At 32.6% G+C, this 15341-nt stretch carries 13 protein-coding genes; 2 read left to right on the top strand and 11 right to left on the bottom strand.

Annotated elements, in window-relative coordinates; translation table 11 throughout:
- Positions 1-162 precede the first annotated feature (162 nt).
- The 6 genes from J7E37_RS01420 to J7E37_RS01395 all read right to left on the bottom strand — a co-directional run bounded on the left by J7E37_RS01420 (position 163) and on the right by J7E37_RS01395 (position 6213).
- Entirely contained in the window at positions 163-687 is a 525-nt protein-coding gene (locus J7E37_RS01420) for a cysteine hydrolase family protein (RefSeq protein ID WP_215021975.1), read from the bottom strand.
- A 142-nt stretch (positions 688-829) separates the two neighbouring features.
- On the bottom strand, positions 830-1288 hold the full coding sequence (locus J7E37_RS01415) for an NUDIX hydrolase (protein WP_215021973.1): 459 nt from the start codon (positions 1286-1288) through the stop codon (positions 830-832).
- A 126-nt stretch (positions 1289-1414) separates the two neighbouring features.
- Complete coding sequence (locus J7E37_RS01410) at positions 1415-3211, bottom strand: M3 family oligoendopeptidase (protein WP_215021970.1); 1797 nt, start codon at positions 3209-3211, stop codon at positions 1415-1417.
- A gap of 174 nt (positions 3212-3385) precedes the next feature.
- Positions 3386-3850 (bottom strand): GNAT family N-acetyltransferase, encoded by a 465-nt coding sequence (locus tag J7E37_RS01405; RefSeq protein ID WP_215022027.1) that lies wholly within the window; start codon positions 3848-3850, stop codon positions 3386-3388.
- Positions 3851-4308: 458 nt separating this feature from the next.
- The gene (locus tag J7E37_RS01400) at positions 4309-5064 is read right to left on the bottom strand and encodes a hypothetical protein (protein WP_215021969.1); all 756 of its coding nucleotides are present in this window, start codon (positions 5062-5064) and stop codon (positions 4309-4311) included.
- 111 nt (positions 5065-5175) lie between these two features.
- A complete protein-coding gene (locus J7E37_RS01395) occupies positions 5176-6213 on the bottom strand; it encodes a serine hydrolase domain-containing protein (RefSeq protein WP_215021966.1) in 1038 nt (345 codons plus the stop codon).
- Between the two features lie 269 nt (positions 6214-6482).
- Between J7E37_RS01395 and J7E37_RS01390 the strand changes: the two genes are divergently transcribed.
- Positions 6483-9053 carry a Spaf_1101 family AAA-like ATPase gene (locus tag J7E37_RS01390; protein WP_215021964.1) on the top strand — a complete coding sequence of 857 codons (2571 nt, stop codon included), beginning with the start codon at positions 6483-6485 and terminating at the stop codon, positions 9051-9053.
- Between the two features lie 272 nt (positions 9054-9325).
- Here J7E37_RS01390 and J7E37_RS01385 read toward each other — a convergent pair whose 3' ends face one another.
- The 4 genes from J7E37_RS01385 to istA form a co-directional block, all read right to left on the bottom strand.
- Entirely contained in the window at positions 9326-10156 is an 831-nt protein-coding gene (locus tag J7E37_RS01385; RefSeq protein ID WP_215021962.1) for a hypothetical protein, read from the bottom strand.
- A gap of 424 nt (positions 10157-10580) precedes the next feature.
- On the bottom strand, positions 10581-11588 hold the full coding sequence (locus J7E37_RS01380) for a hypothetical protein (RefSeq protein WP_215021960.1): 1008 nt from the start codon (positions 11586-11588) through the stop codon (positions 10581-10583).
- 319 nt (positions 11589-11907) lie between these two features.
- A complete protein-coding gene (istB, locus tag J7E37_RS01375) occupies positions 11908-12672 on the bottom strand; it encodes an IS21-like element IS643 family helper ATPase IstB (RefSeq protein WP_215021958.1) in 765 nt (254 codons plus the stop codon).
- Complete coding sequence (gene istA, locus J7E37_RS01370; protein ID WP_215022025.1) at positions 12672-14216, bottom strand: IS21 family transposase; 1545 nt, start codon at positions 14214-14216, stop codon at positions 12672-12674. The genes istB and istA overlap by 1 nt, the downstream gene beginning before the upstream one ends.
- A 259-nt stretch (positions 14217-14475) precedes the next feature.
- Between istA and J7E37_RS01365 the strand changes: the two genes are divergently transcribed.
- A complete protein-coding gene (locus J7E37_RS01365; protein ID WP_215021956.1) occupies positions 14476-14688 on the top strand; it encodes a hypothetical protein in 213 nt (70 codons plus the stop codon).
- Positions 14689-15069: 381 nt separating this feature from the next.
- On the opposite strand, the gene J7E37_RS01360 is transcribed toward J7E37_RS01365, so the two are convergent.
- On the bottom strand, positions 15070-15309 hold the full coding sequence (locus J7E37_RS01360; protein WP_251009405.1) for an HNH endonuclease: 240 nt from the start codon (positions 15307-15309) through the stop codon (positions 15070-15072).
- Positions 15310-15341 lie beyond the last annotated feature (32 nt).

The following is a 15341-nucleotide window of genomic DNA, read 5'->3' as shown; positions in this document are numbered from 1 at the left end:
ATTTGGCAATTAAAATATGCTATAAACGGCAGTATCTATCAATGTAAAAGGAGCCAAAATAGGCAAGTAAAGTAATGCATAAACACTAGCATATTTTCGGCTCTTTATTTTTATTCCTTATTGTGCTAAAGCACCCTTTACTTTATGCGTACAACTTCACAATCAGCTGACAAATGTAATATCTGTACTCGGATTAACATCTGCAAACCAACGTAATACTCCGTTATGATGATTTATAATTTGTTGCGCAGTAATATCTTGTGAATCCCAAGTACTGTGTGTATCCGAAGCTAGAGTAACCTTATATTCCATACTAAAAGCTCTTCTACAAGTTGTATCAACACACGCTTCTGTTTGAATTCCTGCAATTACTAAATGTTCAATCCCTTGTTTTTTCAGTTCTTCATCCAAAGTCGTATTAAAAAATGAATCAGGAGTAGTTTTTTGAATGATTACATCTTGAGTGTTAGGACTAATTTCAGGATGAATCTCCCAACCCTTTGTGCCATATTCTAAAGGTTTACCAGCAGGTGCATTATGCTGTATATAAAAAATTGGTGTTTTATTAGAACGTGCTTGAGAAATTAGATTCTTTAAATTTTGAAGTAACCCATCCCCTTTATATACAACATTACCTTCTTGAAACATACCATTTTGAACGTCAATAATTAGTAGTGCTTTCTTCAATATTCTCCCCCTCAAATTTAAACATAAATGAATACTAATCGATTGACTTATTGTACAATCATGCATCTTATGTTGAATAAGAATATTCTACAAAAAGAGCGTTAATCCTTCTCGATCAACGCATACGCTAGCTAAAGAAGATCTATTTAAAAAGTTGCTCATTATACATGCTAATTGAGTGTAATTTCTCTTTTAGTAAGTTATCAAGTATTTGCTTAATAACAATTGGTTCCCGCAAGTCTTTATTATCAAATGTTACAAAATCACTCACTTTTATCCACTTGCTATCAGAAATTTCATCTTCTTCGAGATATAAGGCACCTCCAGTAATCACACCAATAAAGTGAAATAAAATAATCTGGCTATTCGTACTACTGATAAAATTATATACCCCAGTAGTACCAATCAGTTTGACGTCCAGCCCTGTTTCCTCTTTAACTTCCCTTTTAGCTGAATAGAGGATGTCTTCACCATATTCAATACGTCCACTTGGAAAGTTCCATTTATCAACAGCATTAGGTTTATTCTCTTTTATTATTAAGACTTTATCATTACTAAAGATTGATACACTTGCCACTAAGACAATTCCATCTTGGGACATATTTTTCCTCGATTCTTTTGAGAATAACATTTATCGCTATGGTCATCTAATTACTCTCTTTTTCACTAACCTGCTTACTTTCTCATAAAGCGTCAATCCATTCTTTGAATCAACCCTCTAATAGGTTTAAGAAGATGTTAGTTCTATAAATTCTTCTGCATCTTTGACGCACAATTCCATTCCTTTTTCCCAGAATTCCTCAGAAGTAATATCTTCTCCCAAATGTTTCATAACTAACTCTTCCACAGACATACTTCCAGAATCACGAAGTAATTTTAAATAATCTTTCTCAAAATCTTTTCCTTTCTCCTTTGCCTTTGCATAGATGCCTAATGCAAATAAATACCCAAAAGTATATGGGAAATTATAAAAAGGCGATTGAGTAATATAGTAGTGTGGTGTCCAAACCCAAGAATAAATTGAAGGTTGTTCTAGGGAACCAGCATACGCCTCATTAATTGATTCTTCCATCAACTGATTTAGTCGATTGGCTGAAACAATGCCTTCATTACGTTCCTTGTAAAATCTCTGCTCAAATAAGAATCTCGAATGAATATTCATAAAGTTCATTACACTACGTTTTAATTTTTCATCCAGAATAAATATTTTTTCTTCTCTTGAATTTGCCTTTTTCATAGCAGCATCAAAAATAATCATTTCAGAGAAGGTTGAAGCAGTTTCAGCAATGCTTAACGGATAACGTTTATTCAACCCATTAACAGACTTCATGGCATGATTATGGAAAGCATGCCCCAGTTCATGAACAAGAGTTAACATATTTAACAGAGTCCCGTTAAATGTCATAAAAACCCTCGATTCACCTGTGAGTGGAAAACCAGCGCAAAACGAAATTGCGGACTTATTGGGACGATCTTCCGTCTCTATCCATCCTTCATAGAAAGCCTTCCTAACGAAGCCCTCTAACTCGGAACCAAATTGACTAAAATATTCTGTAATAAGCGTTGCAGCTTCCTCAAATGTTATCACACGATTACTTTTTATGGCGGGAGCCCAAAAGTTATAAGCCTTCATACCAGTTCCGTCTATCATTTCAGCTTTTCGCTCCAAGTAACTTGAGAAAGGTTGTTTATATTTACTAATCACTGTCCACATCGTATTCAGCGTTTTTTCCTTCATTCTGTTCTTTTTCAGTGGATCTTCTAATATACTTTTAATCCCTCGTTTGTTATTTACCTGTATACGAAAGCCGGCAATGTTATTTATTATTTTACTAAATAATTCTTCTTTCTCTTTCCATATAGACTCTAGTACATAATGAGCTTCTTTACGCACTTCTTCATTATGATGCGACCGCAAGTTAATGGCTTGTCCAACTGATAGATTTTCTTCTTTTCCATTAATTTGTATATTTACGTTTATACTACTTACTAGATTATTATAGAAATGTCCCCAAGCATGGTATCCATCAACCATCAAGTCTGAAATTAAATTAATCTCTGCTTCTGACAAATTCTTATCTGCATTTTCCCGCCATTCATTAAGAATAAATCTATATTCTTGTAATTTTTCGGTTTCTAGCATGCTTTCCCAAACATCTTCCTTTGTGTATGTAAATATCTTCTTTACTTTCGATAATTCTTTTTCAAAACGGGATTCCTCTTGAGCAACTTTTCCTCGTAAAGTCGCAGCTTCTTGGTCCCTTGGATTTTCTGCAAGGAGACAAGTGATAAAAGAATTAGCTTGCGATAAGTACAAGCGAATGGTGGCGATGTTTTCTATTAAAGGGACCACTTTAATTACTTCATTTATTGAAAGTGGTGTAATTAATGATTTAATACTACTTTCTAATATATTTACAAGAGCTACTAATCGATTCATATGTTCTAAAAATTGACTTGATTTGCTTCCCCCTATAAAAACTTTATCTAAATCCCAAACTCTTGAATAGCTTATTTTTTCCATTAGTTACCTCCCCAAAATATTTATATCGCAAAAAACGAACGTGCATTCTTATCTTATCATATATTACAGGTAAAAAATTCCTACAAAAACAAAAGACATTGACTTTTCAGATCAATGTCTCTATGTTTAACTGCCTCTTTAGTCTAAGAAGAAAAATAATAACCAATGTAAAGTTTAAATAAATATAGCCATTAAAATTAAATCTTGATAACAGTCTTCCAACTTTACACCTTTTATTTTTCTTCCTTCCTCAACAAATCCCATCTTTTTATATAAATTTATAGCTCCAATGTTACCATCCATTACTTCTAGGCAAACTTTTTCAACTTTACTATTATTTTTGGCCCAATTGATTAATGTTGTTAATAATGCTCTTCCAATACCGTAATTACGATACTCAGGGAGCACTGTCATTGCAAAAGAACCTTGATGGCTAATTTTCTCTTTATCACCGCTTTTAAATTCAATAGCACCTACCAGTTCACCGTCAACTTCAGCAACAAATTGGACATAGTTCGAGTTTTGGACATAAGTCTTTAACAACTTCTTCATATCTTCAACAGTAAGCTTCTGCATGTCCTCGGCTGTACTTAGCATAAACGGAGCATCCTTTAATGCTTTCGATCCAGCAAGTAACATCCTTTCTGCATCCAATATGGTTACTTCTCGAACTGTGACTGTTTTTTTATTCTTAGTATAGTAAGAGATAGCAGACGCGATAATAGCTCACCCTTTTCATAAAGTAATGATACTTATGTATTTTCCCCATTAAGTCCTAATTTCTATAAAACAGGCAATAATTCCTTTTAGTATCCAATTAAATGAGAGGGAACTTATTATTGGTGGCTTATATTTGTTCTTTTATATTCAAGATAAACTAATCCTTATTTAACATAACGCCCCGTTAGCTAAATAAAATATTTAATTGATCTGTAGAGTACATAATTGTATTTCGAATAAGAAACTATCCAAAAATCGCAAACTCACCATTGATTTTAGGTTTACAGTTGATTTTGCAACCCTAATCATGTATTAAGAACTTAGTCACAACAACACTTTATCTCATGAAGGAACACAGCAATATTCACTTTCAATTGTTAATTGCCTTCATCATGATTTTTCATTATCCGAACAACAATGTTATCGTTTAGAAAAGCACGTGTATCAGCCAGACCTGAAAATGGTGTTATATCACCAATATCAATATCTAAGTGGTCTTCAGTATCCTTGTCTAATACGACAATACGGAATTCCTTTTGATATGCAATTAATTCATCCTTAGTAAAGAAGATCATAGGGTTGTTACCTTCTTCGAAATATTGTAAACGCTTGGAGTGGTTAATATTGTAATCGTAATAATCCACTTTACCCTGACCATATACAAGACCTTCCTCTTCAAAAACTTCTTTAATTCGGTCCAAAAAGTTCCCAGCCGACATCACTAATACCGTGTCTCCAAATTCTGAAGCCATCTCTTCTTTTAGTTGATCACTAAATTTTATTTTTGCTTCATAGTAATTGTCGGTTTCATTTATGACTTCAAGGTCTTCGCCTGAGATATATGTCATGCAAAAAACGGGTTTAGTAAGAACTGAATCATCTCTTAATTGAGTTCTTGCCGAATAAATTTCAAAAAAAACCTCATCTGTTTTAGGACTTCGAAACTGCATTCTAACGTCATTTAAAACCATAGCACCTTCATATTTATCGCCTCTACCTTTCTTAGCCATCTCTTCTTCGTATGAAATAAAGTATTTTAGATTTTTCATATGTAAATTACCTTGTTGTAGTAACATCATATATTTCCTTTGTCCAAACTTTAAAAAAAAGTATGCTTTGTCTTTCTTTATCATCCTATATTCCTCCTTACCCTTATTGCACTAACCTGCTTCGTAGTTAAACTCGAAAAGTGCCTAAATGACCGCTCTGAACCTCAACTAACTACTTGAAAAAATGTGAAATGGTCATACATCAATTGATACTCTTTGTATACAATTCATTACAGTGTCTCCGAAAGACCTAACATCAGATAGATAATCATATCCTTCAGGTGAGCCAAAACTATTAAACATACGGACTGCCACCAAATTTTCCTGTGGGATCACCAATAAAGTAACACCTGTATAACCTAATATCTGGTATGAACCTTTTGGAACTTCAGCCCCGATCTCTGATTTCTTAGCAAGTAAATCTTTTACAAACCACAAGAAACCATTTTGCGGTAGGTCTTGATGAAGCGTTGGAGGGCTATGTACAGATGTAGTCAATTTTATGATCTCTTTTGGAACAACTTGTTTTCCATCCACCTTTCCTTGTTTGAGGTGCAAATAACCCCAATAGGCTAATTCACGTGCCGAAACATACATATTCATCTTGTCGCCTTCTGTGCTTTCACTTGTTTTCCAATCCCCATCTTCCTTATAACGCAGGATTACATCCGCAAGTTTTTCGTTTTTTTGTGCATACCACTTGGATTCTGAAAAACCTAATGGCCTAAATACTAACTCGTGAATAATATCAGAAACTGTTTTAGAAGTAGTCTTTTTAACAATTTGTGTTAAGACATTTATGCCGATCTGACGATATGTCCAGTTCTGCCCAGCAGGAAACTCACGAATAACAATTTCCTCCTTTTGATGTAAACCGTGAGTATGTGTTAATAAATGTCTGATGGTTGTGGCTTTCCAAATAGTCTCATTAAGCTCTGGTAGATACTTCAATACTGGATCATCTATGCTTTCTATGTAACCGTAATACACAGCATATGCTACAGCAAAGCCAATATAGCTTTTTCTTACCGAAGCTACGTGAAATTGAGTATCTTGCTGCACTATTCTCGCGTCATTTTTGTTGGATTGCTTTCCTATATATTTTTCTAAAACAATGGTGTCATTATGAATAACAAAAACGGAAGCTCCTGAACAAATTACTTGATTGAAGGTGTTATTTACGTGATCTAATATAGAAGAAAAATTATGATTTCCTTTATGTGTGAGAAACAAACTACTTTGCCCTCCAGTCACAGTGATATAACAATATTAGTTCGACTTTTTGATTATTTATCCTCTTTTATAGCGTTATAAAATAATTGTTTCAATCTCCTAATTCTTTCTAAAGCTTTTCCGATTTTAATTTGATCTTTCATAATAAAACTCCTCTTATAACTTCTTAAAATAAAAATGATATAATTAATAGGAAATTCATTCCATCAGAATATTAAAAATTTTTTATTTAACTTACCTTGTTATTTATAGCCTATTAGGAGGTAAATATGAAATTGATGTCTAGCTCTCTCCCACAAATTTATCAACATATAATTAAGATGAGACAAAAATACGGTGATTTAAAAAAGTGTGAGATTCACCTTCACACACCAGCTTCTTATGATTACTCACTTATCGAAGGAGAAAAATATAAAACACTAGAGTTAGAAAAAATATTGGACTATTGTCAACAATACGGTTATCTAAACCAAATACAAACAAATACGATTCGTTTGGGTATAGAGAATGGAGATTATGATGGGCTCAACTATATAGAACAGCTTAGAGAGAAGAATATACCCTATAAGAACTTTAAAGAATACCTCTCATATATGCTTATAGCTCATAAGCTTTATTCTGAAAATATTGAAGTGGTTTTAATTTCCGATCATAATACTATTGCTGGTTATAAAAAACTAAAGTTTGCCTTAGATGAGTATTTCAAAACGAATATAAAAAACACAAATAACCGAAATAGAAAAGCAATTTACTTACTGTTGGGTATTGAGATTACTTGTTCTGATAAAAATCATGTAGTCGGCATTTTTAAGGAATCTTTATATTCTGATCTCCAGAAATTTATTGACCAATTTATTTATTCTATAAAAGAAGGCACCATTGAGACAGGTTTAACTATAATAAATGAAATAACCAAACTAGGTGGCATTGGTTACATTGCTCATATTAACAGTTCTGATTTTTTAGGTACAGGGCTATATAAACAAAACCTTTTTTCTAATAAAATACTAGGATCAACTAATTTAAACAGTATGCCGCAAACTTTAGAATCACAGATTTATCCTTTTGTTCATACCAAAGACTTCTGTATTTTACATGAAGGTGATTCTCACTATATTGATGCAATCGGACGCAGGAATAGCTGGATAAAATTCAGTGATTTTAGCTTTTCCGCTTTCAAAAAAGCTATAATTGACCATGATTTTTCCGTATATACAGAAAAACCACCTACAACAGATAAATTTATAAAAGGAATATATATTAACCCAGGTAAAGAAGGATATATGAGAGGAAGAAATGAAACTGAAGATTTTTTTGTGGTCGATTTCTCAAAAGATCTAAATTGTATTATTGGCGGAAGAGGAACAGGCAAAAGCACCTTGCTTAATATAATTGATACTATCTTCTCTAGAACATGCCTTAATAAGCAACAATTAAGATTTATTTCCGATCATAAATATATCGTAATAGTGTTTACTTATCTAGGCATTGACTATTTAGTAAGATTTGTACCACAATTAGATCCAGACAAAGAATATTACCAAAAAGATTTTTTCTTAGAAAAAGCTTTTAAAGAAGCAATTCACAACAAGAATGAACAACTCCTGTTATCGGATCACTGGCTAGAATTATACAAAGTAGAAGATAAACAAACTATGAAGTTCGTTAAGATTATTGGTGATGAAAAAAATAACATTCTTGATACTGTATATCGTAATAGATACTCAATAAACAATATTATCCAAAAAATCGATAAAGGGGAAATCGGTGATTTCGTTAAAGACGTTATTTTTGATGGTCTCCCTTCTCAAGAATTAAGTAGGTTTTTACAAGGGTTAAACAATACAAACCAAAAAACAGTAAGAAATTATCTTAAAGACCAATTCCCTATTGTTCTATCTGAATTGGAAGACCGTAAAAGATTTGTCGGTAATGAAATAGATAAATTTAATGAAGTATATAAAGATTTAATTAAAATAGAATATGGGAGTAATCAGGAATCCCACCATGATTATATTGATGAACTGCTGTTTAATATCAATCGGAATGAAAAAATCAAAAACACACTTTTAGACTGGGCTGGTGTTGAGAGATATCTTTATCAAATAATTAGGAAGGTTGACTTTATTACTTTTCTTGATTTATTAGTATGGCACCGGTTTTCACAACTCGAAAAAATCTTACCGTTATCACCATTTGCCCAAAGTATGAATTCTCGTTCTGAAAGAGATATTTTTGAGGGATATGCAGCCATAACTCAACAAAATATTGCTAATATTTATCGCAGTATTCTAAAAAAAATTGTTTCTAATATAAACAACTTGCATTACTCCCTTAAAAGATACTTAGAGGTAACTCAAAACTTTAATATATTATTTAATGTAAATTCTAAAGAATCTACCCCTAATCAAGGTGTATTACTTAAACCAATTGAAACTTTATCACTAGGTCAAAAAGTTGCAGCAATATTAACGTTTATATTCAAGTTTGGAATCCATGCAAAAGATAATACCCCACTAATTATTGATCAACCAGAAGACAATTTAGACAGTCAGTATATTTATAAAAATCTTGTGAGCAGTTTAAGGGAAATAAAAAATGCAAGGCAAGTTATTATTGTCACTCATAATTCAACTATAGTAACTAATGCTGTTGCAGAACAAGTAATTGTGCTTAATTCTGATAATCAAAAAGGTTGGGTTGAATACAAAGGTTTTCAAGGAAATCGACGAATAACGCAATTGATATTGCAATATTTAGAAGGTGGAGAAGAGTCATTTTTCCATAAAATTAAAACTTACGACACTATTCTTGAATTACAACACCGTCAGAATATATAAATTCTAGAAATTATAAACAGTCGCTCTCATTTTAAAATAAAGTATTTAAAATTACGGTTATACACTATTGACGAGAATGTTTGTTGTTCAAAAAGCAGCTCTGAATTTATAAAAGCAGCCAAAATAGCAGAGTAATCCTGTTTGAATTGCTCTGTTTTTTTAATTAATTTTTTCGATTAAATTTATATTAATACCACACTCAAGTTTAAACAGTAGACACAGCAAATGGAGTGTTCTTATTGAAGAAAAGGACACCCAATTACTAATAGGAATTAATCAACAATTTGATAATTACCCTCAAAATCTTTTCTGCTAAAAATAAAATTCACTTCACCCTCTTTAGGATTATCGGTTAACCGTGAAAAATGTTTTTTCACATTATAAACCGGTCTCATAGCTTTATATTTTTTAGCAAACAAAATAGAAATTAATTGAGGGAAAATTACCATACAGTCTTCAAATGCACTAATAAAATGTGGCTCTATCTCATAAATGAAATTAGCATCGTGTATTAATTTATGTCTATATTCGAAACCTTGTTCCAATACAGTATATAACTCTTGAGAAATATCTCTTTCTTCTTGTAACCAATATAATAAGTAATTGGGCTCTGCAAAAACAACATCCACTAATGATCCTTCTATGAAGTCAGTAATCCGATTTTTACTATCATTTAACAAGAAGTTTAAAGCGTTGCAAGTGTCATTTAAATCTTGAAAATTATATTGTTTACTTCCATAATCACTTAGACTTAGCTGTGCCTTTTCTAGTTCTTGTGTAGATATTCCCTTCTCGATGATAAAATCATTAATTTTGTTTTTTTTATTAGGATCTTGATCTACAACATATACAAATATATCTCTAAAATAGGTCTCCCAACACGTTACCAAAGAAGAGATATATTGACCTGCAGCAATGTAAATACTATGTTTATTTTTTCTTAGTTCCTTATCATTTAAAATATGATGCATTAAATTATACCTTTTACTAACATTCAATAAATAAGTTACTGAAAAATCGTTAAAATTAGTTCTATGGTTTTTTAGTTCAGAAAGTTCTTTAAGTAAGTTGGGCTTTATTTTCTTTTTTATTTTAAATTCCATCTTATTGCCTCCCTTTTTTCAATCAATAACATATCCCTTGAGATAATAGTAACAAACATCATAAATCGTAACTCAATTACCAATCTACATATTAAAGAAGGTTAATGATCTTCCACTTCATTTGGCTTACTATTTGATAACTAAAAAACGACAGATAACTGTCGTTTCAAGAATGAGGCAAATAAGTGAGTTCTGAAGGAAAGGACAAGAGGTTTTCGCTTGATAATCCTACCTGCCATGAAAACCGCATCAAATCAAGATTCTTTAAAGAATAAGTTGAAGTATTTACTTTGTTTCTTAACCTATTTCTTCATATTCTTTAAATTCCTTATAAAATATATATTCAGCTTTAGAAAATACAGCTCCTTGTGTTTATCATTTAACATTATAATAAGAAAATAGGTAAATTTCACTTTATTCTTTATTAACTAATTTGTAAATGATGAGAAATTATTGTTTTGAAGTTTTCTAATGCAAATTGAATATCCTTTTTGTAAGTTGCTTTACCACTATCATGTGACAGGGTATTTAATGTAAGTACAAACTCTTTTGGAATATCTAATTCAATATTAGTTGACTTCTTTGATAACTCCCCTAGGGTTACATGCCCATAACTATTTAGTAAATCGTTATAAGTAGACTGTAATTTTTCAAAATTTTCATCTCCAAACACAGTATTACTTAATATATAGTATTTTAATAATCTTTCCGTTTCAGTGCGTATATCATTACCCATGTTTTTTATTTTTCTTTCGTCTTGGTAATCGACTAAATCTTCGATTTCTTCACACCAATTTAGTAATATTTCTTCAAATTCTTCCACGGCAGCCAAATGCATTATTTTTCTAGTAATAGAATCATCTAATGGATTTTTCTTTTCTTGAATTAGTAATGCATTTATAGGGAACGGTATTAACTGACAACTATGAGTATAGTAATTTAAGTCTGTAAATATAAATTCAACATAATGAGGTGTATCAATCTCAACGATATCATTCTTACCGATTCTATATTTATTGGTAAGTTCCTTAATGAGCTCTCTTTTTGAAAAGTAACGACAATTAATAATAATATAAACATCATAATTATATTCTTTGAAAATAAGTGATTTTATATTTAAAGCTTGATAAATATATATATGATTCCCAAAAATAGCTATTTCCTCCGCCTCGGATTCAGTTAAACTTCTTCCATGACGTACATATTTCTCGAAGTTTTTCCAATATAAATAAAAGTATCCTCCTTCTTTTTTTACTGAGTAGATATTATCTGAATATCCTCCGGCATAATAATCTGTATTTAGGTTTCCATTTGTAACAATAATTATTTCCTCTAAGAATTGTAGAATTTGTTCAGGATGAACAATAGAATCAGGGCATCCATATCTTTCCCAAACCTCGTATAAATCTGATTTTGATCTCTTTAAACTCATTTAATATCTCCTGTTTTTTATTTTTTCCAGAATATCAGCATATCTTCTAAAATCCTTATAAACTTTTTACTCCTTGAAAATAATGATTTCACTTCTGAAACTATTAATAGATGGTAATTAATTTAATTGAACTTCTCCCTTGTACTTCCCTACTCCTTTTCGTGCAACAGTAACTTTACTTTTATCATCACTAGGATTTAGAATGGTTACATCTTAATCTTTTTATTAATTTTCCGGCTCCTAATTAGAATAATTTAAAGTAAGAACATCACTTTTGTAGACGTCAAGTCGAATTTTACACTTTATGCTCGTTTACTTTTTACACTTCTGCTGAAAAAATGCTTTTTCGGTTTTTCATCCGATGACTTTCCTCATCCTCGCCACCATGTACTACTTCCACACGATGAAGTAAGCGGTCCAAAATAGCTGTTGTAATACCTTGATCTCCAATTAAATTACCCCATTCATCTGGACTTTTATTTGAGGTAAGGATAATCGAACTTCGTTCGTATAAATGATTAATTAAATGAAAGAATAAGTTTGCTTCTCTCTGATCCATGGCCATGTACATCAAATCATCGATAATCATAAGATCTGCATTTCTAATCCGTTTGAGTTGGACTTTAGATTTATTCAAGTATTCTTCTGTCTTTAATAGCTGCACCAGCTCACCCATTGTAGCGAAGTAAACATTGAATCCTTTGTTAATGGCTTCGAGCCCAAGTCCAATTGCGATGTACGTTTTTCCAATGCCAGGTGGCCCTAATAGAATTAAGTTGTATTGTTGTTCGAGCCAGCTTAACTCTCTGAGTTGTTTTAACTGTCGTGCTGTCAGAACGTTTTGACCTTCCAGCTCAAACTCATCTAATGATTTAACGAAAGGGAATCGTGCCCATTTCATTCTTTTTTCTAGGCTTTTTGCTTCACGTTTTGCTAATTCATAACGCGTTAGAGATTCTAAGAATTCTAAGTAAGTCCATGATGCTTTTTCAGCTTCGCGAAGAAGCTGTGGCAGCTCCTCCGCAGTCTCAGATAAGCGTAACTGACGAAATTGATCTTGTAATTCATGCACCGTCTTGTTCATTATGCTCGACCTCCTAAAATGCTGGTATATGCATTTAAAGAACGGATAGAGGCCTTGATATGAGAGTGTTTTGCTGAATTAGGATAAAAGGATTGTACCTCTTTAATCGGTTCATCACTTAATGTATCAAGGTGATAAGCGATATCGCGAAAATCATTCGCATTGTATAATTTCTCTGTCATGCACTTAATCATCACAGTATCGATTAATGCTGGGTACTGTTGAATCACCTTGTGGATGATCGCAAACTGGTCTCGACGATACCTCGGGTATCTCTGGCTGATTTCATCAAAATAAACAGCTGCCTGTGTCTGATCTTCAAAGTTAGAGATTAGACGTTGCTTAAGCTCTTCAATCCCTTTTGAACGATCCCGGGTATGATGGCGGTTTTGAATGAGTTTTCCTTTTTCTGAGCTAATAATGTGTTCGGCAATGATTTCACCATTTACTTCTTTTCGGATTACAAGCGTACGATTTTCGTCGCCTTTCACTTCAACCCAAACAAGATTTTCAGTCCTTGTTTGATAAGTCCCTAGTGGGACGGAATAACGATTTGACTTATAACGGATTGTGTTGTCCTTGCTTACACTTCTTGTTATACTTTGGTTATTGGTACTTTCAAATGAAAGTAACGAAGAGACTGGCTGTAAGTGTTGCTTTTCGAGGAGAAACACTTCTGCTGGTCTTTTTTTCGTTGTCTGGTGAACCTGATGGTTCCCCGTACGTTGAAGCCACTGTATTGCTCGATTATTCCAATCTTCTATGTCGCTAAACACTCGACTGTCTGCGAAATTGCCTTTTATGTATTTCACTACATTTTCAATCATGCCTTTAGATTCAGGATCAGCTCTTCTACACAAGTGAACTTTGAATTTACGCTCATTCACATAGCTTTGAAAATCTGCTGTTAAAAGTAGATGTCCTGCATTTTCACTCACTGTGATTAAGTGGTCCTGATCATAGACGATCTCTTCTGTTCGTCCTCCGTAGAATTGGAATGCATTTTCATGACACCTGATCGCATCTCTTGTAGTAAATGGACGCACCTGCCATTCCATATATTTATGTCTAGAGTGAGCGAGTACAAAGGCAATAAAGTACAGTTTGATTTCTTTGTTGTTTATAGTCTTCTGTTTTGTTTCACCCCAGTCCACCTGAAGTTGTTTGCCCATTGGTTGTTCAGGAACTGCTTCGTATTGACGAACGATGACCTTTTTCTCAATCTGATAGACTTCACGAATATTTTTCACATAAGATCTCACAGTACTTCCACCGACCAAGAGGTCGGGATATCTCTCCAAAAGCCAATCGTGAATTTGAGCACTACTCAGGTGAGGATACTCTTCTAGCCAGGCAAGTATCCAATCTTTATAATGATCCAATTTTTTCTTCTTCCCCAAAGGTTGTTCCGTATACACTCTTGCTTCATCAAATGACATATCTAAATACTTATAGACAGTTGGTCTTGAGATCTTAAGCTCCTTAGCAATTTGTGCTACTTTAAATTTTCTTTTACGTAGTTCATGAATTTTTACGTATAACACTAACTTCTCCTCCAAAAACCCTAACCTCCAGTAAAATAACGTCACTATCTATTTTACTAAAGTAGTAGGTTGATTGAGCACAAGTGTAAAATCTGATCAAGCAAAAACTGTCAACTTAATTCTAGCGTTCACAACTTTAATTCCTTACATCATTTTCCATACCAATAGTCTTTATATCGGATATATTTTATGACTCTAAACAAAAAGTTTTATCTTAATTATATTTCTAAATCTTCAGGTATAGAGGGGAGAACATTTCATGGATTATTTAAAAACTGGAGTTTATTTTAATTTAAGGGTAATTAAGGAAGAGAAAGAGTATATTTGGAAAAAATACAAAGAATACTTCCTAGATGTGGAAATTGAAAACGAGGAAGAAGTCTACTTGAACTTTCTAGCGGACAAAATAGATGGTATAATCCTTTTTAATTTTTTGACAGATTGCTTACCAGATAAAATGCGTTTTCCTTAATAAGTGTAAATGTTAAAATACGATTATTTTTTATCTCCAAATAAAATGATATAAATAAACTTACAGTTTTCCCTTCAGGATGAGTCTTTACACAAATTAAATTGAAAATTGAAGACAATAGTAATTTTGGAGAGTAAAAAGGTAAAGCTATTTTCAGTAGCTGTTTCAACAAATAATTAAAATGTCCCAAGTGGCTATATCACTTGGGACTTAAATTTTACCTGCCCTGCCTCACCTAACAAAACCTTACCGAACCGTACCACGCCCCACGCGACCATACCGGAGCTAACCGTATTATAGTGTACCATTTCTCATCAGTGGTTAAGTTGGTACAAATCTTAACCAGACTAGGTTTATCTAGTTTCGATTACTTATTATTTATTACTTATTACTTATTACTTGTTCATCCCAAGTTAAATGCCTCCAATTAGGGGGAACGATACCTTTTTCAACGGCCTTAGCAGTAAGGCCCCTATGTAAAAAGCAAGTCCTTAAGGCGTGACAAGAAAAACAAAGGGTTCGTAAATTAGAGATTTTATTAGTACCTAATTTCCCAGCTAACTTATGATCTATATGGCATTTATTTAGAGGAATTTTTTTATTACATCGGGCGCACCTCATACCATCTCTCATCCAAACAGTAGGACGTATGT

The organism is Bacillus sp. ISL-39 (assembly GCF_018613295.1).
In the GTDB taxonomy this organism is placed as follows: Bacteria; Bacillota; Bacilli; order Bacillales; family Cytobacillaceae; genus Mesobacillus.
The sequence above is the reverse complement of the archived record's forward strand: the minus strand, read 5'-3'. Positions and strand labels throughout refer to the sequence as shown.